This window comes from Azospirillum sp., assembly GCF_035627195.1.
Lineage (GTDB): Bacteria > Pseudomonadota > Alphaproteobacteria > Azospirillales > Azospirillaceae > Azospirillum.
Genome location: NZ_DASPMG010000198.1, coordinates 1 through 25,177 on the forward strand (window position 1 = coordinate 1; position 25,177 = coordinate 25,177).

The following is a 25,177-nucleotide window of genomic DNA, read 5'->3' on the forward strand; positions in this document are numbered from 1 at the left end:
GCGGCGCTGCCCGAGCGCGAGCCGCACCCGGCGCTGTTCGACGGGCTGCTGGCGCTGCTGGACGTGCTGGACACGGCACCAGCCTGGCCGGAGGCCTACGTGCGCTGGGAGGTCGGGCTGCTGGGCGAGCTGGGGTTCGGGTTGGACCTCGACCGGTGCGCGGTGACGGGCAGCAACGACTATCTGGCCTTCGTCAGCCCGCGCACCGGGCGCGCCGTGTCGGCGGCGGTGGGCGAACCGTTCCGCGACCGGCTGCTGCCGCTGCCGGGCTTCCTGATCGGGCGCGGGTTCGGCGGCCGGGAGGAGGTGGCGGAGGGGCTGCGCCTGACCGCCTTCTTCCTGGAGCGGCACGTGCTGAACGCGCCGCTGCCGCCGGCCCGCGTGCGGCTGGCGGATCGGCTGGGGCGCGCGGCGTAACCCCTGGCGCGCGTACGTGCGCCGGCCGTGACAACCGGGACTGGATTCGCTAGCGTGCCCTCGTTCTTTCGGCGAGGGAGGGGGCGATGCCCGGTGGATTCGCGCACCTGACGGCGATCGGCGAACTGCGCAGCCGGCTGGACGAGCTGGACATGCCCGGCGGGGCCAAATTCGCCGTGGCGCAGAACCTGCGCTTCTGCGAGCTGGGTGCGGTGAGCCCCGACTATCCCTATCTGGCGCCGATCGGCAGCTCGAAGGACTGGGCCGACCGCATGCATTACGTGCGCACCGGCGGGGTGATCCGCGCGGCGGCGCGGCGCGTGCGCGATCTCGCCCCCGCCCGGCGGCCGGCGGCGCTGGCGTGGCTGCTGGGCTACACCTCGCACGTGGCGCTGGACCTGTCGATCCACCCGGTGGTGGAGCGGCGCGTCGGCCCGTACCAGGGCAACGAGACGGCGCACCGGGACTGCGAGATGCACCAGGACGTCCACGTCTTCCAGCGGGTCAACCTGGGCGGCCTCGGCCCGGCGGCGTTCGTTCGCACGGGCATCGCGTGGTGCGACGACAGCGGCCACATGGACGCCGTCACCGAGGTGTTCGAAGGGGCGCTGGCCGACACGCACCCAGACCTGTACGCGCAGAGCCCGCCGAACGTGGCGCTCTGGCACCAGGGGTACACCCGGATCGTCGACGTGGTGGACAGCGCCATCCGCTACGTTCCCTTCGCCCGCCACCTGCTGGACGGCCACGCCGTGTTCTACCCGGCGCTGAAAGACCTGAACCGCAGCTACATCGACGACCTCGACACGCCGTACGGACGGCAGGGCTACGACGCGGTGTTCGACTGGGCCATCGGCAACGTCGGGCGCTGGTGGGAGGCGGTGGCGCAGGGCGTCTACGACGACCCGGCGGCGCTCGACGCCATCGTCGACGCCAATTTGGACACCGGGCGCCTCGACGGCGCCTACGTGTTCTGGACCGAACCCGCCATCGCCTGAGCCACCGTCTGAGGAGTCCTGCCATGCGCCATCGGATCGCCGCCGCCCTGCTGATCACCGTTCTGGCCGCGCCGGTTGCCTGGGCGGACGATCTCGCCGCGCTCGGCAACCCGCTACGCTACATCGCCAGCGCGGTGGATGGGGCGGTGCGCTACGATCCCGGTGTGGCCGATCTCACCGGCATGCCGCTCATCGAGTACGCGACGAAGAACGACACGACGCTGCTGGCCCCCTACCGCAACTCCGACCGCTACACGCTGGACGCGCGGCGCGACGGCCAGCACTCGGCCGTGCTGCTGTGCGCCGGCGACCGGGCGCTGTACGAGGACGCCGGCTGCACCGGCCCCATGGACTGGAACGGTGTGGAGCAGCCGCGCCCGTGCGCCTTCGCGCTCGACCTGGCCCAGGTCTGCGCCAAGCCGCCGGCGAAGCCCTAACCCGGCGGCACCGCCTCGGTCACGAGGCGGGCGCCCAGCGCGCCCATGACGGCGCCGGCGAGGCGGTCGATCCACGTCTTGGAGCGAAGGTACGCGGCGCGCGGGCGGTCGGCGGAGAAGGCCACCGCCACCACCGTGTACCACCCGGCCTCGATCAGGAAGACCAGCGGCGGCAGCGCCAGGACAACCCACAGCGGCGGATGCTCCGGCAGCAATGCGGCGAAGATGCTGCCGTAGACGATGGCGGTCTTCGGGTTGCTGAGCTGCGTGGCCAGCCCGAACAGCAGGGAGCGGCCGAAGCCGCCCGCCGCGCGTTCCCCGGATTCGGCGACCACGATCGGCTGCGCCGCCCCCTGCCAGAGCCGGTAGGCGAGGTACAGCAGGTACGCCCCGCCGGCCAGCTTCAGCGCCAGATAGAGCCAGCCGACCTGCGCCAGCGCGGCGTGCAGGCCCAGCAGCGCCAGCGCCGCGAAGACCACGCCGCCGAACCCCATGCCCAGCGCCGCCGCCACGCCGTTGCGCCGCGACACGGCGATGGCCGTGCGCGCCACCACCACGAAACTCGGCCCCGGGCTGGCGGCGCCGACGGCGAGCGCCGCCAGGATGCTGAGGAAAGCGAAGACTGCGTCCGCTGGGGCGTCCATGGCGGGCTCCTGGGGGGCGTCGGGGAGAGGGGCGGATGGTACGACGGACCGCTGCGCCTGTCACCCGTTCCGCCGCCCTGAAATAGAACATATAGAGAACACGTTGCGCTGGATTTTCGCCCCGGATCTGGCTAGGGTGCGGCCATGAAGACACCCGTGCCGGCATCCGAGATCCTGGACAAGCCGCTCGCCGAGGCGCTTGGCGAGCGTTACCTGAGCTATGCGCTCTCCACCATCATGGCGCGGTCGCTGCCCGACGTGCGCGACGGGCTGAAGCCGGTGCACCGCCGGCTGCTCTACGCCATGAGCGAGCTGCGCCTGAACCCCGACACGCCGCCCAAGAAGTCGGCGCGCGTGGTCGGCGACGTGATCGGTAAGTACCACCCGCACGGCGACACGGCGGTGTACGACGCGCTGGTCCGGCTGGCGCAGGACTTCGCGGTGCGCTACCGCCTCATCGACGGCCAGGGCAACTTCGGCAACGTCGACGGCGACAACGCCGCGGCCATGCGATACACCGAGGCGCGCCTGACCGAGGTCGCCAAGGCGCTGCTGGAAGGCATCGACGAGGACGCGGTCGACTTCCGCGCCACCTACGACGGCGACGGGGAGGAGCCGGCGGTCCTGCCGGCCAACTTCCCCAACCTGCTGGCCAACGGGTCCAGCGGCATCGCGGTCGGCATGGCGACGAACATCCCGCCGCACAACGTGGGCGAGATCTGCAACGCGCTGCGCCTCGTCCTGAAGCACAAGCAGGACACGGTGAAGGCGCTGGCCGCCGGCAAGGAACGCCCGGCGGAGCCGCGCATCGAGGACCTCGTCTCGCTGATGTCCGGCCCGGACTTCCCCACGGGCGGCGTGCTGGTCGAGCCGCGCGCCAGCGTGGTGGAGACCTACCGCACCGGACGCGGCTCCTTCCGGCTGCGCGCCCGGTGGCACAAGGAGCCGCTGGGGCAGGGCACCTGGCAGATCGTCGTCACCGAGATCCCCTACCAGGTGCAGAAGGCGCGGCTGGTCGAGAAGATCGCCGAGCTGCTGACGGCCCGCAAACTGATCCTGCTGGAGGACGTGCGCGACGAATCGGCGGAGGACATCCGCCTCGTGCTGGTGCCCAAGAGCCGCAACGTGGATCCCGAGGTCCTGATGGCCTCGCTGTTCCAGGCCACCGACCTGGAGATCCGCTTCGCGATGAACATGAACGTGCTGGACAAGGACAACGTCCCGCGCGTGATGAACCTGTTCGAGGTGCTGGACGCCTTCCTGGACCACCGGCACGAGGTGCTGGTCCGCCGCTCCAACAACCGGCTGCGGCAGATCGACCACCGGTTGGAGATCCTGGGCGGCTACCTGATCGCCTACCTGAACCTGGACGAGGTGATCCGCATCATCCGCGAGGAGGACGAGCCCAAGCAGGAGCTGATGCGTGCCTTCGAGCTGACCGAAGTGCAGGCGGACGCCATCCTCAACATGCGCCTGCGCAACCTGCGCAAGCTGGAGGAGATGGAGATCCGCAAGGAGCACGACGGGCTGACGGCCGAGCGGGCGGAGCTGGTCGAGCTGCTGGGCGACGAGTCCCTGCGCTGGAAGCGCATCGGCAAGGAGACGGACGACACCCGCAAGCGATTCGGCGACGACCGCCGGACCGAGGTGGCCGACGCCCCCGCCGCCATCGAGGTGCCGCTGGACGCCATGGTGGAGCGCGAGCCGCTGACCGTCCTGTGCTCGGAGAAGGGCTGGATCCGCGCCGTGCGCGGCCACCTGGACGACGCCGGCATCGCCGAGGTGAAGTACAAGGAAGGCGACCGGCACCGCTTCGCCGTGCGCTGCGAGACCACCGACAAGATCCTGGTCTTCGGCAGCAACGGCAAGTTCTTCACGCTGGCCGCCGACAAGCTGCCGCGCGGCCGCGGCTTCGGCGAGCCGGTGCGCCTGATGATCGACCTGGGCAACGACGCCGACATCGTCGAGCTGTTCAAGCACCAGGGCGACCGCAAGCTGATCGTCGCGTCGGAGGACGGCCGCGGCTTCCAGGTGGAGGAGAACGAGGTGCTGGCGCAGACCCGCGCCGGCAAGCAGGTGCTGAACCTGGAGGACGGCAAGGCGGCGCGCGTCTGCGTGCCGGTGGAGGGCGACCACGTCGCCGTCATCGGCAACAACCGCAAGCTGCTGGTCTTCCCGCTGTTCGAGCTGCCGGTGCTGGCGCGCGGCAAGGGCGTGCAGCTGCAGAAGTACAAGGACGGAAGCCTGTCCGACGTGAAGACCTTCACGCTGGCCGACGGCCTGTCGTGGAACCTGGGCGACCGGGTGCGCGTCGAGACCAACATCAAGAACTGGCTGGCCAGCCGCGCCGGCGTCGGCCACCTGCCGCCCAACGGCTTCCCGAAGAACAACAAGTTTTCGTGAGGGGCGCTATGTAGGTTGGGTTGAGCCGCAGGTGAAAACCCAACGTGTCCGCGATGCCGGGCGCGTTGGGTTTTCGCTGGCGCTCAACCCGACCTGCGGCTTCCTTCGTGGGAAGCGGTCCGGTGTGAAATTCTCCCGATTTGGTATGACCAGCGGATGCTTGGGCTTGATACCACCCATGCGTTTCCGGCATAGTTGCGTCCTGCAAAGACGCCGGGCGCGGTCGGCTTTTCCGCCGCCGACGCAACCGGGGCGACAAATCGGGGGAGGACAGGCGTGACCTTTCGGGTTCCGTGCGGGCCGGTCGAATCGACGCCCGCGCCACGGTCCGTGGCACCACGCTCCACGGCCTCCATTGCATCCGCACTTTGCCGGTCGCCCCGCCGCCAGCCCGTCGCGGGCTGGTGACGGCCGGGCGCCATAAAACTCGCGCGACAAGCGACAACCAGGGAGTCTCCTTCATGAAGCGTCGTCAATTCCTCGCCACCGCTGGCGTCGGCGCCGCCGCCAGCACCATCGCCGCGCCGGCGATCGCGCAGAGCGCGCCGGAAATCCAGTGGCGTTGCGCTTCCAGCTTCCCGAAGAGCCTGGACACCATCTTCGGCGCCGCCGAGACGGTCGCGAAGATGGTGTCCGAGGCGACCGACGGCAAGTTCCAGATCCGCGTCTTCGCCGGCGGCGAGATCGTCCCGGGCCTGCAGGTGCTGGACGCCGTGCAGAACGGCACGGTGCAGTGCGGCCACACGGTGTCCTACTACTACGTCGGCAAGGACGCGACGCTGGGCTTCGACGCGTCGATGCCGTTCGGCCTGAACGCCCGCCAGCAGATGGCGTGGATGACGCACGGCGGCGGCCTCGAGCTGATGCGCGAGGTGTTCAAGAACTACAACATCGTGCAGTTCCCGGCCGGCAACACGGGCACGCAGATGGGCGGCTGGTTCCGTAAGGAGATCAAGACCGTCGATGACCTGAAGGGCCTGAAGTTCCGCATCGGCGGCTACGCCGGCAAGGTCATCTCCAAGCTGGGCGTGGTGCCGCAACAGATCGCCGGCGGCGACATCTACCCGTCCCTGGAGAAGGGCACCATCGACGCGGCCGAGTGGGTCGGCCCGTACGACGACGAGAAGCTGGGCTTCAACAAGGTCGCCAAGTACTACTACTATCCGGGCTGGTGGGAAGGCGGGCCGCAGGTGTCGCTGCTGGTGAACCAGGGCGAGTACGAGAAGCTGCCGAAGGCCTACAAGTCGATCCTCGACCAGGCCTGCGCCTACGCCAACACCTCGATGCTCGGCAAGTACGACGTGCAGAACATGGACGCGCTGAAGCGTCTCGTGGGCGCCGGCACGCAGCTGAAGCCGTTCCCGCGCGACGTGATGCAGGCCTGCTATCAGGCGGCCTTCGACACCTACGAGGAAGAGGCGAAGACCAACGAGCGCTTCAAGAAGGTCTACGAGGCGTGGCGCAAGTTCCGCGACGAGGAGTACCTGTGGTTCCGCGTCGCCGAGTACAGCTTCGACCAGTTCGTCTATTCGGCCCCGCCGCCGAAGAAGTCGTAAGCGGCTTCCGCTTCGGCCGGAACGGAAAAGCCCCGCGCAAGCGGGGCTTTTTCTTTTTTGGCGTCATGCAGTCGTGTCTGTCGGCGCAAACTCGCCGATGTCTCGCTCTTGCAGCAACCAGCGGTGCCCGTCCTTGCGGTAGGTGCTGAGCGGGCCGCGCCCGAACGCCTCGCCGGTCCAGGAACGCACCTCCAGCGTCAGCTCCGGCATGGCCACCGTGATGATGTTGTAGGCGTTCGCCTCGTTGCGCAGCCGGGTGGAGGTGGCGGTGGACGCCTGGGCCACCAGGATGGAGCGCGCCACCTGGGTGTGGAAGGTCGCCAGCTCGCCGGAATAGGCGCGGTGCAGGTGGCCGGCCAGCAGCAGGTCGACGCCGCACGCCTCCAGCGCCGGGAGCGCCAGCTTGTGGCGGTCGACCAGCCGCGTCCACGGCGCGTCGGGCGGCGGCAGGAACGGGTGGTGGGTGAAGACGATCTTGAAGACGTGCGGCGGCAGGTCGTCGAACACCTCGCGGATGCGGGCGATCTGGGCGCGGTTGATGCGCCCGTGCGAGAAGTCGAGGATGACCGAGCGCGCGGTGTTCAGCCCCAGCACGGCGATTTCCGAATCGACGTGCAGCGGGCTGAGGTCGCGGCTGATGTAGCGCTTGTAGTAGCGGAACGGGTCGAGAAGGAAGCGGCGCACGACGTTGAAGACCGGGATGTCGTGGTTGCCGGGCACCACCAGATAGGGAAAGGGCAGGCGCTCCAGGAACGCCCGCGCCTCCCGGAACATGCTGCGCCGGGCCCGCTGCACCAAGTCGCCGGAGATGATCACCAGGTCGGGCCGGTGCGCCATCAGGTCGGCCAGCAGCCCCTCCACGACCCGCGGATCGATGCGGCCGAAATGCAGGTCGGAGATGTGGGCCAGCGTCCTCAAGGAGGCGTCCTCATGACCCGGGGGCGTGCGGATAGAGCACGTTGAGCGCCTTCGGGCGGATCCGGTAGACCAGCGGCGGGGTGAGGCGGCGCACCTCCCCGTCGTTGGCGACGCGCAGCCGCCGGCGCCGGCTGTAGACGGTCAGCGTGGTCGCCTGCAGCGTCTCCAACTCCTCGTCCTGGTGCCACGTTCCCAGCGCCATGCCGGCCAGCAGGCGGACCAGCCCCCACTTGCTGCGGTGGCGCGCCACGTAGATGCCGAGCGTGCCGGAGTCGAGCGCGGCGCGCCGCACCACCGGCCCCCAGCCCTCGTCGTAGGGATTGTTGGACACCGCCAGCACCGGCGTGCGCACGCGCCGCGGCCCCTCGCCGAAGTCGAGGTGCACGTCGAGCAGCGGGAAGTCGTGCACCGCCTTGACCAGGGCCAGCGCCATGGCCGGCCATTTGCGCAGGCCGTGGCGGCGGCGCTGCTCCTCGCGCTCCTGCACGACTCGCGGGTAGAAGCCGAGGATGGAGGCGTTGAGGAAGACCTCGCCGTTCACCTCGGCCACGTCCATGGGGCGCACGTTGCCCTGCGCCACGGCGTGCACGGCCGCCTCCAGCTCCAGCGGGGTGCCGAGGTCGCGGGCCAGCAGGTTCATGGTGCCCAGCGGCAGCACGCCCAGCGTCTTGCCGGTCGGCATCACGGCGTTGACGGCGCTCAGGATCGTGCCGTCGCCGCCGCCGACCACCACGGTGCCGGCGTCCGACGACGCGGCGTTGCGGATGGCGTCGGCGCAGCCCTCCGCTTTGGCGCTGTGCACCTCCACCTCGGCGCCGGTCTGGCGGAAGGCGGACTCGATCGTCCGCACCGCCTCGTCGAGCGGAAGGCCCAGCAGGGTGCCGGCGGACTGGTTGAGAACGACGGCGACCTTCATCGCAGGGGACCCCCGTTGCGGCTCTGTCTCAGCATGGCTCGTGCGGCGGAACGGGAAAAGAGGGGAGGTGTTCCGCCCGGCCGGAGCAATCGGGGCGGAGCCTTCGACCGGTGACCGGATATTCATTTGTAGACTGAATTTCATGATGTATGGATATTCGAATGTTACAGCGCCGCGTCACTGCGGAGGGCGGGCGGACGGCGGCGTTGACCTGCGAAAAACCGGCCGGCGGCGGGCACTTTCCGGGCGATCGACCGTTAATGACGGAAAATCCTCGCGGGACTTGTCTCAAAAACCGCCCTGCTGGAGTGAACGGGGCGAAGCAAACGGGACGGGGAGGACGGAGATGGCGACGGTGGCGTTCATCGGCCTGGGCAACATGGGCCTGCCCATGGCGCTCAACCTGCTCAAGGCCGGGCACCGGGTGATCGGCTTCGACGTGGCCGCGGCATGCCTGGACAAGGCGCGCGCGGCGGGGGCGGAGGCCGCGGACAGCGCGGCGCAGGCGGCGGCCGGCGCGGACGTGGTGATCACCATGCTGCCCACCGGGCGCGAGGTGCGGGAGATCTACGCCGGCGCAGGCGGCCTGATCGGCGCGGCGCGGCCGGACGCGCTGCTCGTCGACTGCTCCACCATCGACGTGGAGACGGCGCGCGCCATGGCGGCGCGGGCGCGGGAAGCGGGCTACGACATGATCGACGCGCCGGTGTCCGGCGGCACCATCGGGGCGGAGGCGGCGACGCTGACCTTCATGGTGGGCGGCGAGGCGGCGGCCTTCGCCCGCGCCGAGCCCGTGCTGTCGGCCATGGGCCGCGCCGTGATCCACGCGGGGCCGAGCGGAACGGGGCAGGCGGCCAAGATCTGCAACAACATGATCGCCGGCATCACCATGATCGGCGTGTCGGAAGCCTTCGTGCTGGCCCAGGCGCTTGGACTTGACGCGCAGAAGTTGTTCGACATCGCGTCCAAGTCGTCGGGGCAATGCTGGGCGCTGACCACCTACTGCCCGGTGCCGGGACCGGTGCCCGGTTCCCCGGCGAATCGCGCCTACGAGGGTGGATTCGCGGCCGGCTTGATGCTCAAGGACTTGCGTCTGGCGCAGATGGCGGCGATGCAGAGCGGTGCGGCGACGCCGATGGGCGCGGAAGCCGCCGCGATGTATGCGCTTTTCTGCAATTCGGGACGATCCGGTATGGACTTTTCCGCGATTATTAAGATGATTGCGGGCGAATGATCGGTTAACGTGTTGTTAGCTGTGTGTGACGGCCCCGTTGCGGGCCCGCGATTTGGTACCAGCGTTCAGGTACCAGCGTTCAGGTATGAGCCAAAGGAGACCGCGGTGCGCAAACCCTACTACGAGAGCATCCTCTTGATCGAAAGGCTCCACCGCCACTTTCTCGAGGTGCTCAAGACCGAGCTCGACCGGCTCGGCATCCAGGATATAAACAACGTTCAGAGCCTCATCCTCTACAACATCGGCGAGGATGAGATGACGGTCGGCGAGCTGACCGCGCGCGGCTACTATCTCGGCTCGAACGTCTCCTACAACGTGAAGAAGATGGTTGAGAACGGCTATCTGGGGCAGGAGCGTTCGCCGCACGACCGCCGTTCGGTCCGCGTCCGCCTGTCGGAGAAGGGCCTGGACCTGCGCGAAAAGATCAGCCGCATGTTCGAGCGCCACCTCCAGGCGCTGGAGAAGGCCGGCTTCTCGGACGAAGAGCTGGTCAAGACCAACGAGACCCTGCGCAAGCTGGAGCGTTTCTGGTCGGCCTCGCTCGACTACAGCGGCTTTCCGCTGACCTCGGCCGCCTGAGCGGCCGCACGGCTCTTTACCGGTCTCCCGTTCCGGGGAGCGTGCCCGCTGCGCGGTGAGAGCGCGCGGGCTCTTCCTTCCGCGCCCCGCGCCCGGCGCTCCCCGACCACGGCCGCCCCACCCCCCTAGGGCGGCCGCCGATTCTCCGACTCGAAACGCAATTTCATTCAGGACGACGCCGGCCCCATGGCCCGCGCGCCCCTTCGGCTGCCCGTTCGGTGTGCAGATGCGATGATTTGCCCGACAAATCACTTCGTTGCTGAAGGAACCTCTTGCGGATCATCAGCGGTTCGGTAACCTCTTGGAAGAACTAGAAGGCCGCCGCCGTCGGGCGAGTGCCACCGCAGGACAGGGGAGGACGATGACGCAGGACGTCATCCTGGAAACGCGCGGATTGACCAAGGAATTCCGCGGCTTCGTCGCGGTTCGCGACGTCAATCTGCATGTGCGCAAGGGAACCATCCACGCGCTGATCGGGCCGAACGGGGCGGGCAAGACCACGGTCTTCAACCTGCTGACCAAGTTCCTGATTCCGTCGCAGGGGCAGATCCTCTACCGCGGGCAGGACATCACCACGATGAAGCCGGCCGACGTGGCGCGACTGGGAATCGTGCGGTCTTTCCAGATCTCGGCGGTGTTCCCGCACCTGACCGTGCTGGAGAACGTGCGCGTGGCACTGCAGCGCCAGCTCGGCACCAGCTTCCACTTCTGGCGGCCGGAGGGTTCGCTGGAGAACCTGAACGACCGGGCGATGGAACTGCTGGAGGACGTGGGCGTCGCCGAATACGCGCGCCTGCCCGCCGCCGAGCTGCCGTACGGGCGCAAGCGGGCGCTGGAGATCGCCACGACGCTGGCGCTGGACCCGGAGATGCTGCTGCTGGACGAGCCGCTGGCCGGCATGGGCCACGAGGACATCGGGCGAATCGCCCAGCTGATCCGCCGCGTGGCCGCCACCCGCACCGTCCTGATGGTGGAGCACAATCTGTCGGTCGTGGCCGACCTGTCCGACCACATCACCGTGCTGGCGCGCGGCGAGATCCTGGCGGAGGGGCCGTACTCCGAGGTCTCGCGCCATCCGAAAGTGAAGGAAGCCTACATGGGCTCGACCACCGTGGGAGGCGGACATGCCTGACGCCGTGATGCCGGACGCGCGCGCCACCACCACCGGCGCCATGCTGGAGGTGAAGGACCTGCAGGCGTTCTATGGCGAGAGCCACGTTCTGCACGGCGTGAGCCTGGAAGTGCGCCAGGGCGAGGTGGTGACGCTGCTGGGCCGCAACGGCGCCGGCAAGACCACCACCATGCGCTCCATCATGGGCATCGTCGGCAAGCGCCAGGGCTCCATCCGCTTCCAGGGGCAGGAGCTGATCGGCATGGCCCAGCACAGGATCCCGCGCCTGGGCATCGGCTACGTGCCGGAGGAGCGCGGCATCTTCGCGTCGCTCTCGGTCGACGAGAACCTGATGCTGCCGCCGGTGGTCAAGCCGGGCGGCATGACGGTCCAGCAGATCTACGACCTGTTCCCCAACCTGAAGGGGCGCGGCTCCACCCAGGGCACCCGGCTGTCGGGCGGCGAGCAGCAGATGCTGGCCATCGCCCGCATCCTGCGCACCGGCGCCAACCTGATCCTGCTGGACGAGCCCACCGAAGGCTTGGCGCCGGTGATCATCGAGCAGATCGGCGTCGCCGTGCGGGCGCTCAAGCAGAAGGGCTTCACCATCCTGCTGGTCGAGCAGAACTTCCGCTTCGCCGCCACCATCGCCGACCGCCATTACGTGTTCGAGGAAGGGCACGTGGTGGACATGATCCCCAACGACGCCCTGGAGCAGAACATGGGCAAGCTCCACGAATACCTGGGGGTGTAGCGGCGCGGCCCGGGACTCGGACAGAACGCCGGGATCACAGAACAGAAACCGTCAAAACGGATACATGGGGAGGTTAACAACATGATGGCTCGCTTTCTGGCTGGTGTTGCGCTGGTGGCCCTGACGAGCGGGACCGCGCTGGCGCAGGGCAAGATTTCCGGCGATACGGTCAAGATCGGCGTCCTCAACGACCGGTCCGGCCTGTACGCCGACCTGGGCGGCGAGGGTTCGGCCGTCGCCGCGCGCATGGCGGCGGAGGAGATGGGCGGCAAGGTGCTCGGCAAGACCATCGAGGTCATCGTCGCCGACCACCAGAACAAGCCGGACATCGGTTCCAACGTCGCCCGCCAGTGGATCGACCAGGACGGCGTCGACGTCATCGTCGACGTGCCGAACTCCGGCGTCGCGCTGGCCGTGCAGGAGGTGACCAAGACCAAGCAGAAGGTGTTCCTGGCCCTTGGCCCCGCCACCTCGCGCCTGACCGGCGACGCCTGCTCGCCCTACACCTTCCACTGGGCGTACGACACCTACGCGCTGGCCGTCGGCACCGGCCGCACCATCGTGGAGCAGGGCGGCAAGAAGTGGTTCTTCCTGACCGCCGACTACGCCTTCGGCCACCAACTGGAGGCCGACACCTCGGCGGTGGTGAAGAAGGCCGGCGGCACGGTGGTGGGTGCTGTGCGCCATCCGCTGAACACGGCCGACTTCTCGTCCTTCCTGCTGCAGGCCCAGGGCTCGGGCGCCGACATCATCGGCATGGCCAACGCCGGCGGCGACACCATCAACACCATCAAGCAGGCCTCCGAATTCGGCCTGCAGCAGAGCGGCAAGCAGAAGCTGGCCGGCCTGCTGCTGTTCCTGTCCGACGTGCACGCGCTGGGCCTGCAGGTCTCGCAGGGGCTGGAGCTGACGACCGGCTACTACTGGGACCTGAACGACGAGACGCGCGGCTGGGCCAAGAAGTACATGGAGAAGACCGGCAAGATGCCGACCATGGTGCAGGCCGGCACCTACTCCGCCGTGCGGCACTACCTGAAGGCCATCGAGGCCGCCGGTACCGACGAGGGTCCGGCCGTGGCCGAGAAGATGCGCGCCACCCCGGTCAACGACAGCTTCGCCAAGAACGGCAAGATCTGGCCGAACGGCCGCATGGTGCACGACATGTATCTGGCCCGCGTGAAGAAGCCGGCCGATTCGAAAGGCCCCTGGGACTATTACCAGATCATCAAGACGATCCCGGGCGACGAGGCCTTCCAGAACCCGAAGGAGAGCGGCTGCCCGCTTTCCAAGTAAGCGACGCCGTGTAAGCGCCGGGCAACGGCGCGCCGCATAACCCGCGGCCCGTCCCCTCCGCCCCGTTCCGGGGGGAGGGGATCGGCGTCGGGGGCAGAAAGAACAGGGGGAGTAACTGTATGTCTACGGTGCTGGGGATACCGCCGCAGGCGTTGTTCGGACAGCTCTTGCTCGGCCTGATCAACGGGTCGTTCTACGCGCTGCTCAGCCTCGGGCTGGCGGTGATCTTCGGCATGCTGAACGTCATCAACTTCGCGCACGGCGCCTTGTACATGCTGGGCGCGTTCGTGGCATGGCTTCTGCTGCAGACCTTCGGCATCGGCTACTGGCCGTCGCTGCTGCTGGCGCCGCTGATCGTCGGCGCCTTCGGCATCGTGCTGGAGAAGACGCTGCTGAGCCGGCTGTACAAGCTGGACCACCTCTATGGCCTGCTGCTGACGTTCGGCGTGGCGCTCATCGTCGAGGGCATGTTCCGCCACTGGTACGGCGTGTCGGGCCAGCCCTATCCGATTCCCGACGCGCTGAAGGGCGGCCAGAACCTGGGATTCATGTTCCTGCCCAACTACCGCGGCTGGGTCGTCGTGGCGTCCATCGTGGTGTGCCTGCTGACCTGGTACGCCATCGAGAAGACCAAGCTGGGCGCCTACCTGCGCGCGGCCACGGAGAACCCGGTGCTGGTGCAGGCGTTCGGCATCAACGTGCCGATCATGATCACGCTGACCTACGGCTTCGGCGTGGCACTGGCGGGGCTGGCCGGCGTGCTGGCCGCACCCATCTATCAGGTCAACCCGCTGATGGGATCGAACCTGATCATCATCGTGTTCGCCGTGGTGGTGATCGGCGGCATGGGATCGATCATGGGCGCCATCCTGACCGGTTTCGCCCTGGGACTGTTGGAAGGATTGACCAAGGTCTTCTATCCGGAGGCCTCCAACATCGTCATCTTCGTCGTCATGGCCATTGTCCTGCTGATCAAGCCGGCTGGCCTGTTCGGACGGGAGAAGTAAGAACATGGCCACCGAAACGCAAACCGCCCGCCGCGCCGCCGTCAGCGTCGACGCACCGCCCGCCGCCCGCATCTTCGCCCTGGTGGCGCTGGCGGCGCTGCTGGCCGGCCCGTTCCTGCTGTACCCCGTGTTCTTGATGAAGGTGCTGTGCTTCGCGCTGTTCGCCTGCGCCTTCAACCTGCTGATCGGCTTCGCCGGCCTGCTGTCCTTCGGGCACGCGGCGTTCTTCGGCAGTGCCGCCTACATCAGCGCGCACGCCGCCAAGGTGTGGGGCTTCCCGCCGGAACTGGCCATCCTGCTGGGCACCGCGTCGGCGGCCGTCGTCGGCGTGCTGTTCGGGCTGATCGCCATCCGCCGGCAGGGCATCTACTTCGCCATGATCACCCTGGCGCTGTCGCAGATGATCTTCTTCCTGGCCTTGCAGCTGAAGTTCACCGGCGGCGAGGACGGCATCCAGGCGGTGCCGCGCGGGCACCTGTTCGGCTTCATCGACCTGCAGAACCCGCTGGCGATGTACTACACGGTGCTGGCGATCTTCCTGTTCGGCTTCGCCATCATCTGGCGCACGGTGCACTCGCCCTTCGGGCAGGTGCTGAAGGCGATCCGCGAGAACGAGCCGCGCGCCATCTCGCTGGGCTACCGCACCGACCAGTACAAGATGCTGGCCTTCGTGCTGTCCGCCACGCTGGCCGGTCTGGCGGGCGCCACCAAGGCGCTGGTGTTCCAGCTGGCGACGCTGACCGACGTGACGTGGCAGATGTCGGGCGAGGTGGTGCTGATGACGCTGCTGGGCGGCATGGGCACGCTGTTCGGCCCGGCCGTGGGGGCGGCGCTGGTGGTGACGCTGCAGAACTATCTGGCGGCGACCAACCTGCCGGTCACCGTGGTGATCGGCGCCATCTTCGTGGTCTGCGTGCTGCTGTTCCGCCGCGGCATCGTCGGCGAGATCGCCCACCGCCTGGGGCTCAAGCGGGCGTAAGCTTGCGACGTTGGGTTTTCGGCTGCGCCTCAACCCAACCTGCGGTCACGCCGTAGGTTGGGTTGAGCGTCAGCGAAAGCCCAATGCCGTTCCGCTCACAGGCGCAACGCATCCTCCACCGGCTGGAAGGGCAGGTCCTGGGCCTCGGCCACGGCGGCGCAGGTGACGTTGCCGTTGTGCACGTTCAGCCCGTTGCGCAGGTGGGGATCGCGGGCCAGGGCCGCGCGGTAGCCGTGGTCGGCGAGGTCCAGAACGAAGGGCAGCGTCGCGTTGTTCAGCGCGAAGGTCGAGGTGCGCGCCACGCCGCCCGGCATGTTCGCCACGCAGTAATGCACCACCCCGTCCACCACGTAGGTCGGCTGGGCGTGCGTGGTGGGGTGCGAGGTCTCGAAGCAGCCGCCCTGGTCGATGGCCACGTCGACCACCACGGCACCCCGCTTCATGCCCGACACCATGGCGCGCGTCACCAGCCGCGGCGCCTCGGCCCCCGGCACCAGCACGGCGCCGATCACGAGGTCGGCGTCCAGCACGTGCTCCTCGATGGTGTCGACGGTGGAATAGAGCGTCTGCAGCTTGGCGCCGAACTGCAGATCGAGGTCCTTGAGGCGGGCCAGCGACTTGTCGATGACGATGACCTTGGCCTCCATGCCCATGGCCATGCGCGCCGCGTTGGTGCCGACCACGCCGCCGCCCAGCACCACCACCTTGGCCGCCGGCACGCCCGGCACGCCGCCCAGCAGCACGCCGCGCCCGCCCTGCGCCTTCTCCAGGCAGTGGGCGCCGGCCTGCACGGCCATGCGGCCGGCCACCTCGCTCATGGGCGCCAGCAGGGGCAGGCCGCCGCGCGCGTCGGTCACCGTCTCGTACGCGATGGCGACGGCGCCGGATTCGCGCAGCAGGCGCGTCTGCTCGGGGTCGGGCGCCAGATGCAGGTAGGTGAACAGCACCTGCCCCTCGCGCAGCATGCGGCACTCGGCCGGCTGCGGCTCCTTCACCTTCACCACCATGTCGGCGCGGGCGAAGACGGTGGCGGCGTCGGGCACGATCTCGGCCCCGGCGGCGGCGTACTGCTCGTCCTCCAGCCCGATCTCGTGGCCGGCCGAGGTCTCGACGATCACCTGATGGCCGTGGTGCACGATCTCCCGCACGGAGGCCGGAGTCAGGCCGACCCGGTACTCGTGGTTCTTGATCTCCCTGGGTACCCCGATGAGCATGGCCGAAGCCTCCCGCAGCAAGAATGGTCCCTCCAGGATGTAGGGCGCGGGGCGGGCTTTCGCATCGCTCCGGGGCATCGTGTCGCGTTCGGTGGGGGTAATCCGCGCGGCCGGGGTGGGTGAGGTTATTTCGCAGGTGCAGCAAACTGTGGCGGCCGGGGTCTGTTGCTGCAGCCAAAAAACGCGAAGCGCCCAGGAAACGCCCTTCACGGACGCAACGGACACCAGGAGAGACCACCATGGCCATCGACAAGGACACCAACGCCGCCGCCGCCCGGTCGGCCGAGCGCGCGACCGAGGCGACGGTCCGCCGGGCCGCCGACGCCACACGCCAGATCACCAACCAGATCACCGACCAGACGGCCGACACCATCCGTGACACCAATCGGGAACTGACCGGCGCCGCGGCCCGCACGGCGGAGCAGGGCAGCGACCAGCTGAAGCGCATGTTCGGCCTGTCGACCGACGCCCAGGAGGAGGTCACCCATCAGGCGCAGCAGAACCTGGACGCGATGGTCCAGTGCGGCAGCGTGCTGATGGACGGCTTCCAGCAGGCGTGGCGCGAGTGGCTGGGCCTTGCCCAGGAGGTGGCGCAGCGCCACGGCGAGGGCGTGGGCGCCATGATGCGCAGCCGCTCCGTCCAGGACTTCTATGGGGCGCAGAGTGCGCTCGTGAAGGACGAGGTGGAGATGCTGCTGACCCGCAGCGTCAAGCTGTCGGAGCTGTCGGCCAAGATCGGCAACGACGCGGTGCGCCGGATGAACGAGCGCAACCAGGGTGCTGCCAAGCAGACGCGCCTGCGCGCGTGAAGCCTGGGGCTGGGGCTAGACGGGCAGGGGCCGGCGGGCGGGCCCCTGCACCGTCCTTATTCGGGCACCAGCCAGTCCACCAGGGCGCCGCCGCCGGTGGTGGGCAGTGCGGCGTGCACGGCGGGCAGCAGCGCGCCCAGCGTCTCGTCCAGGCGCCAGGGCGGGTTGACGATCGCCAGGCCGCAGCCGTTGAGGCGCAGGTGCGTGTCTTCCGGGTGGATGGTCAGTTCGGTGCGCAGGATGCGGCGGATGCCGGAGGCCTCCAGCGCGTCGTGGAAGCGCCAGACGGCCGGGCGCTCCTTGATGGGATACCAGATCGCGTAGATCCCGGTGGGCCAGCGGCGGTGCGCCGCCGTCAGGCCGGCGACGAGGCGGTCGAACTCGCCCGGCTCCTCGAACGGCGGGTCGATGAGGACGAGGCCGCGCTTCTCCTTGGGCGGGGTGTGGGCCTTCAGCGCCTCGTAGGCGTCCTGGTGGTGCACGGCGACCTGCCGGTCGCCGGCGAACTCCCGCCGCAGGGCCTGCACGTCGTCGGGGTGCAGTTCGGACAGCACCAGCCGGTCCTGCGGGCGCAGCAGGGCGCGCGCGAGGCGCGGGGAGCCGGGGTACCAGCGCAACGCGCCGCCGGGGTTCAGCGACGCGACGGCGTCCAGGTAGGGCGCCAGGGCGGGGTGCGGCGGCGCGTGGCCGAACAGGCGGGCGATGCCGTCCTGGTATTCCAGCGTGCGCTGGGCGGGATCGGAGGTCAGGTCGTAGCGGCCGATGCCCGCGTGCGTGTCGAGCACGCAGACGGGGGCGGGCTTGGCGCGCAGATGCTCGACGATCAGCGCCAGGACGGCGTGCTTCATCACGTCGGCGAAGTTGCCGGCATGGAAGATGTGGCGGTAGTTCATGGTGCAGCGGTTTACCCGATCGGCGGGCGCCGCGCCAGAAGCCAGACGGTTATGGGATCAGTCGAGAGCCGCGACCTGGGAGTTGCGGAAGACGCGCCGGGTTTTGGGCGCGATCGACGGCGGATCCGAGTCGTCGCACTTGGACGATTCGAGGAGCTTGGCGCTGGAACCGTCGAGTTCGGAGAGGTGCTGCCAGACCTTGCAGACGTAGGCCTGGGCGCGGCGCATGGAGGCGCCGTTGTAGCGGGCCACGGCGGACTTCCAGTTGCCTTCTTCGCCGTGCAGGCGGAGCAGCAGGCGGCCGGCGTAGGCGACGTTCTCGCGCGGGTCGGCGATGCGCTCGACCGGGCTGAACTGTCCGCGGTGGTGGGAGAGGGAGAGCTGCATGCAGCCGACGTAGACGTTGCTGCGGATCTGGCCCTGGCGGTCCTTGAGGTGGCGGGCCGCGTCCTGGGCGCTGCGCGCCATCACCGGACGGCCGTTGACCGACATCGCGTAGGGGTGGGGAACGCCGTCCTGTCCGCTTTCCACCAGCGCGATGGCCACGAGGAGGCCGCTTGGGATGTTGAGCTTGCGTTCGACTTCGACCGCGCTGGTGACGCAGGAGTCCTGGGCGAGGGCCGGTGACACACCGGCGAGGGTTACCGTGGCTATGCCGACCGCTGCGGCGAACCAAGTTCGAAAGACCGTGCGCAATCGCGCGTTGGGTACTCGCATGTCGGTGCCCCCTCTGTGTTCCCGCTCGCCCGCGGGTACCGCGCTTATTGTTGTGCGCGGATTTGATTCCCGGCCGCCGAGTCTCTTACGGCGACCGCCTCCTACCAATGTGTCAGCGCCTCCTATCCGGGCGCCGGCCGAACATTTTCAAAAATTTGATCCAGCGTCAACCCAATTACGCCCTGGTAATACCACAGGGGATGATGCGTAGGGCGGATCCCGCCAATTTCAGCGGTGGTCATACAGCCTTCGCATGAGTGCCTCTAAACCTTTGAGAAAAAACCCGATTATCTGAAGGTTGGAGGGGTGGGCGGCGGCCCGTCCTTGTTGCGGCGCACAACGCCGGGGCGCGGCACCGTGTCGCTGGAAACACACAGGGACACAAATTTTCCAAGGGTCTTGCGCGATATTCGGCGGTGCGGCATTAAACTCCCGGGGATGTACTTCCCTCGTTAGTGCGACAGAATGACGCAGCCCCATCCTTCGTATGACATCCCGTCGAGCCCTTCGGGCGACGACCCCGGCGGGGACGATCAGCTCAACATCGGATTCGAACGACTCTACGCGGGCGACCTCGCCGGCGCCGAGGCGGCGTTCCGTGCCGCCGCCGCGCATGAGAGCGCGCCGGCCGATGCCTTTGGCGCGCTGGGCGACGTGCTGAGCGAGACCGGCCGCGCCGCCGAGGCCGCCGAGGCCTACGCGCGGGCGCTGGCCGCCGAGCCGCGCTGGACGTGGCGCGTGGCGCGCGCGGAGGCGCTGGCGGCCGCGAACGCACCGGAGGCGATCACGGAGTTCCGCGCGCTGGCCGCCGAGCGGCCGGACGCCGCCGCGGTTCGCCGGGGCCTGGGGCGGGCGCTGGCAGGCACCGGCTGGCCGGACGAGGCGGTGGCGGAGTACCGCGAGGCGGCCTTCCTGGCGCCCGGCGACCCCGATACGGCGCTCGAACTGGCGGACCTGCTCATCGGGAACGGCGACGCGCTGGCGGCGGTGGAACTGCTGCAGCCGCTGCTGCGCCGCCAGGGCGACGAGCCCGCGCTGCACCTGCGGATCGGCCGCGCCTGGATCGAACTGCGCGAGCCGGAGAAGGCGCGCGTGTCCCTGACGCGGGCGCGTGAGCTGGATCCCGACGATTCGCTAGGCGCCGGTGCCTCGCTGGCGGCGCTGGAGGAGGGGGCGGCGGACGGCTTGTCCGATACCTATGTCCGGGCGCTGTTCGACCGTTACGCCGACCGATTCGACGCCGACCTCGTGGGCAAGCTGGGCTACGCCGCACCGCAGGCGATCCGTGCCGCCATCGGCCGGGCCTATGGCGGGGAGCCGGAGGGGCTGCGCGTGCTCGACCTCGGCTGCGGCACCGGGCTGATGGCGCCGGAGGTGCGGGGCATGGCCACGCACCTCGCCGGCGTCGACCTGTCGCCGCGCATGGTGGAGAAGGCGCGCGCCCGCGCCCTGTACGATTCGCTGGCCGTGGGCGACATCGTCGGCGCCATGCTGGCGGAACCCGGCGCGTGGGACCTTCTGACCGCCGCCGACGTGCTGGTCTACATCGGCGATCTGGCGCCGGTGTTCACGGCCGCGGCGGCGGCGCTCCGTTCGGGCGGCCGATTCGCGGCGACGGTCGAGCGGCTGGAGGGCGAGCGGCTGGACGGGGAGGGCTTCGCCCTGGGGCCGTCGCGCCGCTACGCGCACGCACCACATTATATAGTAGGCACCGCGGCGGCGGCCGGGCTGCGGGTGCTGCTGATGGACGACTGCGTGCCGCGGCGCGAGCGTCAGGCGCCGGTGCCGGGGCTGGTGTTCGTGCTGGGCAGGGATTGAAGGCCTGTTTGACGGCCTTTCCGCGATTCCGTTCGTTTCCCGTATGAATACGTCATGCCCGGCCTTGTGCCGGGCACCCACGTACCTTGGATTGGTCGGAATGCGCGGGTGCCCGGCACAAGGCCGGGCATGACGTATTTTTTCGATGGGACGACATTACCGCTGCGGCAGTCATAATCCGCCGTTCAAATCATCTGAACGTACGCGGACGGGTTGGATTCGGCGTGCCAGCGGGCGGCGAGCTGGCCCTTGGTGTCGAACTCCAGCGACAGCCAGTTGCGGGCGCGGACCATGCGGCGGCCGGTTTCGGCGAAGGGCGGCATCTCCAGCGTGTAGCCGTCGATCGGCGCCTCGCGCCGCGCCAGCAGCCGCTCCATGCCCATCCCGGCCAGCCGGCCGGGCGGCGGGTGGACGATGCCGGAGGAGATGAGCTGCCAGATCTCCGCCCCGCCGCCGCGCAGCACGCCGCGCGCGGCGAAGTGCACCTCGCCGGACAGCACGGTGACGCGGCAGCCGGTGCGCAGCGAGAAGCCGGACAGCAGCTCCACAAGGCGCCGCCACTCCACAGTGTGGGCGTGGCTGCGCCACTGGTCGCGCATGTCGTCGGACAGCGCGTGCCGGCCGGGCAGCATCTCCATCAGCCGCTCGATGCGGCCCAGGTCGGGGAAGACCAGCGGCACGCTGGACATCAGCAGCAGGTGCCGGCAGCCGGTGAAGCGCTCCAGCCAACCGGGCAGGGCGTCCCACGTCCGTTCCGCCAGGATGCGGCCGGCCGTGCGCTCGCTGCGCAGGTCGGGGGCGAAGATGCCGAGGTCGCCGATGCGGAAGCCCTGGGTGAAGGTGCCGCGGTCGGTCCCCCACACGCACTCCGGCAGCGACTCGGGCGCGGCCCCCAGCTGGAACAGGGTGAAGTGGCGGCGCGCCACCATGTAGACGGCGCGGTTGGGCTTGGCGTGCATCTCCTCGTCGGGCAGGGAGCCCCAGCCGTCGAACACGTCGTGGTCGTCCCACATCATCACGGACGGGATGCGCGACAGCGCCTCCGCCACCTCCGCCTGCCGCCAGAGCTTGACGTAGCGGGTGAAGTAGTAGGCCATCGCCTCCTCGGCCATGGCGGCCTTGAGGGGCTCGGAATAGCGGGCAGGGGCCGGGCGCTTCGCCCATTCGGCCAGCGTCGGGCATTCCTTCCACACGCCGTCGGCGTAGAGCTGGTCGCCGCCCTGCAGCAGCAGGTGGAAGGGAGCCTGCCGGTGGTGGTCGAGCAGGCGCGTCCACAGCGCGTTGCGCGGCGTGTCGTGGCGCGTCAGCGCCGCATCGTCCTCCACCCCGTTGCACGAGGTGTAGGCGATGCGCGGCGGCCGCCCGCGGCCGGGCACGGTCAGGCGCCAGGGGCCGGGGCCGTCGGGGAAGCCATAGGTGACCTCGCTGTCGTGCGCGCCGCGCGGCACGGCGAAGTCGAAGCGCCAGAGCGTGCGGCGGCGCCATGCGGCCACGTGCCGCGGCGGCACCGGCAGGCCGACGCCGTCGACGCGCAGGTCGTCCGGTTCCGCGATTCCGTCGATGACGAACAGCGCCGACAGGCGCCAGCGGTCGCCCTGCTCGCCCCGGAAATACAGCACGGGGCCGAGGATGAACCGCGGTTGCCCGACGTCGCCCGGCCCGCCGGGGTTTGGCCTGCTGGTACGCGCCATTCCTGTCCAACCCTGTTTCGACCGTTCTTCCCTTAAACGTATGCGCGGTCGTGGGAAAGGCCTCGCAAGGGGGCCCGCAAGAGAGGGTGCCCCGGCGCGCGGCTGCCCGCCGACATTGGCAGTCGTCAAACACCATCGGGAGTAGGTATCATACGTTATCGTATTTCTTACCGGTGGCAGCCGCGGGCGAAGCGTTATGAACTGGCTCGTGAGCGAATCGGTCGACCTGCTGATGACCTTGGGGCGCAGCGTCGGGCTGCTGGCCGTGGTCTCGGTCGCCTACATCCACCTCATCCGCCGCCTGCCGCCGGGCGCCGCCGTGCGGCATGGCGCGATGGGGTTGCTGTTCGGCGCCGCGGCGGTGACGTCCATGGCCGACCCCATCGTGCTGGCGCCCGGCATCAACATGGACGCGCGCAGCGTCCTGCTGGCGCTGGCGGGGCCGTTCGGCGACTGGGCCGCGGCGGTCGTGGCCGGGGCGATGGCCATGCTGTTCCGGCTGTGGCAGGGCGGCGTGGGCGCCATCGCCGGGATCGCCAGCATCACGGCGACCACGCTGGCCGGCATCGCCTTCGCGCTGCTGGCCGCGCGGCTGGGGTGGCGGATGCAGGCGCGGGCCCTGCTGGGCCTCGGCGCCGTGATCGGGCCGATCAACCTCGCCGGCGTCTTCCTGCTGCCGACGCCGGAGCTGATCGGGCGGGTCCTGGCCGAGGGCGCGCCGTCGCTGGTCGCCATCGGCGTGCTGGGCACGCTGTTCCTCGGCACCCTGCTGGAGCACGAGCGCGAGCGGCTGGAGGCGCAGCGGGCGCTGGGCGAAAGCGAGCGGCGCTTCCGCATGGTGTTCGACAACGTGCGCGACGTCGTCTTCAAGACCGACCGGCAGGGCAACTGGCAACTCCTCAACCCGGCGTGGGAGGAGGTGACGGGCTTTCCGGCGGCCGAGGCGCTGGGGGCGTGCTTCCTCGACTACGTGCACCCGGACGACCGCGAGAAGGCGGCGGCCTTCCTCGACGCGCTGACCGCCGGCTGGCTGCAGCACGGCCGCCACGCGATCCGCTTCCGCAGCCGCGGCGGCGGCTGGCGCTGGACGGAGATGAGCGCGAGGCCCCTGCTGCCCGGCGACGGCGGCCTGCCCACCGGCATCTCCGGCACGCTGAAGGACATCACCGCCCGCCGGGAGGCCGAAGCCGCGCTGCGCGAGAGCCGGCGGCGGTTCCAGGAGATCACCTCGGTCCTCACCGAAGGCGTGTACGTCGTCGACCTGGATGACCGGGTGGAATACGTCAATCCCGCCGCCGAGCGGATGCTGGGCTGGCGCCAGGACGAGCTGAAGGGGCGCAACGCCCACGCCACCTTCCACCATTCCCGGCCGGACGGCGCGCCCTATCCGGCGGACGACTGCGCCGTGGTGCAGGCGCTGCGCGGGGGCAAGCCGTGCACGACCCACGTCGACCACCTGCTGCGCAAGGACGGCGCGTGGCTGCCGGTGGCGCTGGCCGCCGCCCCCATCGTCCGCGACGGCGTGGTGTGCGGCGCCGTCGCCGCCTTTCACGAGATCACCGAACGGCTGCGCCAGGAACAGGTCCTGCGCGAGAGCGAGGAGCGATATCGCCTGCTGTTCAACAGCTCCATGGACGCCATCATGGTCAACCGGCTGCTGCCCGACGGCGGCCCGGGCCGCTTCGTGGAGGTGAACGACGTCGCCTGCGAACGGCTGGGCTACACGCGGGACGAGCTGTTGAGCCGGGCGCCGCCCGACATCGACGACCCTGAGTCGGCGAAGGACGAGCCGCGCGTCGTCGCCGCGCTGCGCGACACCGGCCACGCCGTGTTCGAACGGGTGCACGTCGCCAGGGACGGCCGGCGGATCCCCGTGGAGATCGCCGCGCGCCGCTTCCTGCACGCCGGACAGCCGGCCGTCGTGGCGCTGGTCCGCGACATCACCGAGCGCAAGCGGGCGGAGGAGCGGATCTACCACCTTGCCCATTACGACGCGCTGACCGACCTGCCGAACCGCCGCCTGCTGATGGACCGGCTGGACCGGGCGCTGGCGCTGGCGGCGCGGCACGGACGCATGGTGGCCGTGCTGATGCTGGACCTCGACGGGTTCAAGCCGGTGAACGACCGCTATGGGCACGAGGTGGGGGACGAGCTGCTGACGGTGATCGCCCGGCGGCTGGAAACGGCGGTGCGCCGGGCCGACACGCTGGCCCGCCTGGGCGGCGACGAGTTCGTGGTGGTGCTGAGCGAGGTGAAGACCGTGGCCGACGCCGAACTGGTGGCCGGCAAGGTGATCGCCGCCATCAACGAACCGGTGGCGATGCGCGTAGGCACCATCCACGTCGGCGCCAGCGTCGGCATCGGCCTCTACCCCGCGGACGGCAGCGACGCCGCGTCGGTCATGCGCGCCGCCGACCGGGCGATGTACCGGGCCAAGGCCGACGGGCGCAACCAGTACGCGCTGCCGGCGCTGGTGTAGCCGGGGGTGTCTGCCGGGGGCATGTCTGCTGAAGGGTGGCGTGCTGTTGGGTTTTCGCTTCGCTCAACCCAACCCACATGCGAACCGTAGGTTGGGTTGAGCGAAGCGAAAACCCAACATGGTTGGGGACAGGCAGTCAGTTGTGCGACTTCTTCGCGCGCAGGATTTCCAGCATGCGGGACGGCACCGGCTCTTCGAGCACGGGGTCGTAGAGGCGGTGCAACTCCTGCACGTGCTGACGATGCAGGGCGAGCAGCGCCTTGGCCTCGGCGTCGGTTTCGACCGCAGCCTCGAAGTCCCGCCGCTCCTG

22 protein-coding genes are annotated in these 25,177 nt (G+C 69.4%); 15 read left to right on the forward strand and 7 right to left on the reverse strand.

Annotation, left to right across the window (positions count from 1 at the left end):
- From recO to VED21_RS18325, 3 genes are all read left to right on the forward strand, one after another.
- Positions 1-417, forward strand: a 417-nt coding sequence (recO, locus tag VED21_RS18315) for a DNA repair protein RecO (protein WP_324884619.1), incomplete at its 5' end; no start/stop codon positions are given.
- Between the two features lie 86 nt (positions 418-503).
- Positions 504-1,415, forward strand: a complete 912-nt coding sequence (locus VED21_RS18320) for a zinc dependent phospholipase C family protein (protein ID WP_324884621.1) — start codon at positions 504-506, stop codon at positions 1,413-1,415.
- Positions 1,416-1,438: 23 nt separating this feature from the next.
- Positions 1,439-1,852, forward strand: a complete 414-nt coding sequence (locus tag VED21_RS18325) for a hypothetical protein (protein ID WP_324884624.1) — start codon at positions 1,439-1,441, stop codon at positions 1,850-1,852.
- On the opposite strand, the gene VED21_RS18330 is transcribed toward VED21_RS18325, so the two are convergent.
- Entirely contained in the window at positions 1,849-2,496 is a 648-nt protein-coding gene (locus VED21_RS18330) for a LysE family translocator (RefSeq protein ID WP_324884625.1), read from the reverse strand. The genes VED21_RS18325 and VED21_RS18330 overlap by 4 nt on opposite strands.
- A 144-nt stretch (positions 2,497-2,640) precedes the next feature.
- Here VED21_RS18330 and parC point away from each other — a divergent pair, with 144 nt between their 5' ends.
- Positions 2,641-4,899 carry a DNA topoisomerase IV subunit A gene (gene parC / locus VED21_RS18335; protein WP_324884627.1) on the forward strand — a complete coding sequence of 753 codons (2,259 nt, stop codon included), beginning with the start codon at positions 2,641-2,643 and terminating at the stop codon, positions 4,897-4,899.
- A 461-nt stretch (positions 4,900-5,360) separates the two neighbouring features.
- Positions 5,361-6,455, forward strand: a complete 1,095-nt coding sequence (locus VED21_RS18340; protein ID WP_324884629.1) for a TRAP transporter substrate-binding protein — start codon at positions 5,361-5,363, stop codon at positions 6,453-6,455.
- 63 nt (positions 6,456-6,518) lie between these two features.
- On the opposite strand, the gene VED21_RS18345 is transcribed toward VED21_RS18340, so the two are convergent.
- Both VED21_RS18345 and VED21_RS18350 read right to left on the reverse strand, forming a co-directional pair.
- Positions 6,519-7,373, reverse strand: coding sequence for a metallophosphoesterase (locus VED21_RS18345; RefSeq protein ID WP_324884631.1), 855 nt, complete (start codon positions 7,371-7,373; stop codon positions 6,519-6,521).
- 10 nt (positions 7,374-7,383) lie between these two features.
- Positions 7,384-8,289, reverse strand: coding sequence for a diacylglycerol/lipid kinase family protein (locus VED21_RS18350; protein WP_324884633.1), 906 nt, complete (start codon positions 8,287-8,289; stop codon positions 7,384-7,386).
- A 346-nt stretch (positions 8,290-8,635) separates the two neighbouring features.
- Here VED21_RS18350 and mmsB point away from each other — a divergent pair, with 346 nt between their 5' ends.
- The 7 genes from mmsB to VED21_RS18385 all read left to right on the forward strand — a co-directional run bounded on the left by mmsB (position 8,636) and on the right by VED21_RS18385 (position 15,246).
- Entirely contained in the window at positions 8,636-9,523 is an 888-nt protein-coding gene (gene mmsB, locus VED21_RS18355) for a 3-hydroxyisobutyrate dehydrogenase (RefSeq protein ID WP_324884635.1), read from the forward strand.
- Between the two features lie 105 nt (positions 9,524-9,628).
- Entirely contained in the window at positions 9,629-10,102 is a 474-nt protein-coding gene (locus tag VED21_RS18360) for a MarR family winged helix-turn-helix transcriptional regulator (RefSeq protein ID WP_324884637.1), read from the forward strand.
- 361 nt (positions 10,103-10,463) lie between these two features.
- A complete protein-coding gene (locus VED21_RS18365; RefSeq protein WP_324884639.1) occupies positions 10,464-11,234 on the forward strand; it encodes an ABC transporter ATP-binding protein in 771 nt (256 codons plus the stop codon).
- A complete protein-coding gene (locus tag VED21_RS18370) occupies positions 11,227-11,967 on the forward strand; it encodes an ABC transporter ATP-binding protein (RefSeq protein WP_414638239.1) in 741 nt (246 codons plus the stop codon). The genes VED21_RS18365 and VED21_RS18370 overlap by 8 nt, the downstream gene beginning before the upstream one ends.
- 81 nt (positions 11,968-12,048) lie before the next feature.
- A complete protein-coding gene (locus tag VED21_RS18375) occupies positions 12,049-13,260 on the forward strand; it encodes an ABC transporter substrate-binding protein (RefSeq protein WP_324884641.1) in 1,212 nt (403 codons plus the stop codon).
- A gap of 119 nt (positions 13,261-13,379) precedes the next feature.
- Positions 13,380-14,267, forward strand: coding sequence for a branched-chain amino acid ABC transporter permease (locus VED21_RS18380; protein WP_324884643.1), 888 nt, complete (start codon positions 13,380-13,382; stop codon positions 14,265-14,267).
- 4 nt (positions 14,268-14,271) lie between these two features.
- Positions 14,272-15,246 carry a branched-chain amino acid ABC transporter permease gene (locus VED21_RS18385; RefSeq protein WP_324884645.1) on the forward strand — a complete coding sequence of 325 codons (975 nt, stop codon included), beginning with the start codon at positions 14,272-14,274 and terminating at the stop codon, positions 15,244-15,246.
- Between the two features lie 95 nt (positions 15,247-15,341).
- Here VED21_RS18385 and ald read toward each other — a convergent pair whose 3' ends face one another.
- Positions 15,342-16,460, reverse strand: a complete 1,119-nt coding sequence (gene ald, locus VED21_RS18390) for an alanine dehydrogenase (RefSeq protein WP_324884647.1) — start codon at positions 16,458-16,460, stop codon at positions 15,342-15,344.
- 239 nt (positions 16,461-16,699) lie between these two features.
- On the opposite strand from ald, the gene VED21_RS18395 reads away from it, so the two are divergent.
- Entirely contained in the window at positions 16,700-17,269 is a 570-nt protein-coding gene (locus tag VED21_RS18395) for a phasin family protein (protein WP_324884649.1), read from the forward strand.
- A 56-nt stretch (positions 17,270-17,325) separates the two neighbouring features.
- Here VED21_RS18395 and VED21_RS18400 read toward each other — a convergent pair whose 3' ends face one another.
- Both VED21_RS18400 and VED21_RS18405 read right to left on the reverse strand, forming a co-directional pair.
- Positions 17,326-18,162: a 23S rRNA (adenine(2030)-N(6))-methyltransferase RlmJ gene (locus VED21_RS18400; protein ID WP_324884651.1), complete on the reverse strand. Its 837-nt coding sequence runs from the start codon at positions 18,160-18,162 to the stop codon at positions 17,326-17,328.
- Between the two features lie 57 nt (positions 18,163-18,219).
- Positions 18,220-18,792, reverse strand: a complete 573-nt coding sequence (locus tag VED21_RS18405; protein WP_324884653.1) for a transglycosylase SLT domain-containing protein — start codon at positions 18,790-18,792, stop codon at positions 18,220-18,222.
- 552 nt (positions 18,793-19,344) lie between these two features.
- On the opposite strand from VED21_RS18405, the gene VED21_RS18410 reads away from it, so the two are divergent.
- Complete coding sequence (locus tag VED21_RS18410) at positions 19,345-20,697, forward strand: tetratricopeptide repeat protein (protein WP_324884655.1); 1,353 nt, start codon at positions 19,345-19,347, stop codon at positions 20,695-20,697.
- Positions 20,698-20,882: 185 nt separating this feature from the next.
- Here VED21_RS18410 and VED21_RS18415 read toward each other — a convergent pair whose 3' ends face one another.
- The gene (locus VED21_RS18415) at positions 20,883-22,388 is read right to left on the reverse strand and encodes an alkaline phosphatase D family protein (RefSeq protein WP_324884657.1); all 1,506 of its coding nucleotides are present in this window, start codon (positions 22,386-22,388) and stop codon (positions 20,883-20,885) included.
- A gap of 196 nt (positions 22,389-22,584) precedes the next feature.
- On the opposite strand from VED21_RS18415, the gene VED21_RS18420 reads away from it, so the two are divergent.
- Positions 22,585-24,867 (forward strand): PAS domain S-box protein, encoded by a 2,283-nt coding sequence (locus tag VED21_RS18420; protein WP_324884659.1) that lies wholly within the window; start codon positions 22,585-22,587, stop codon positions 24,865-24,867.
- The last annotated feature ends 310 nt before the right edge of the window (positions 24,868-25,177 follow it).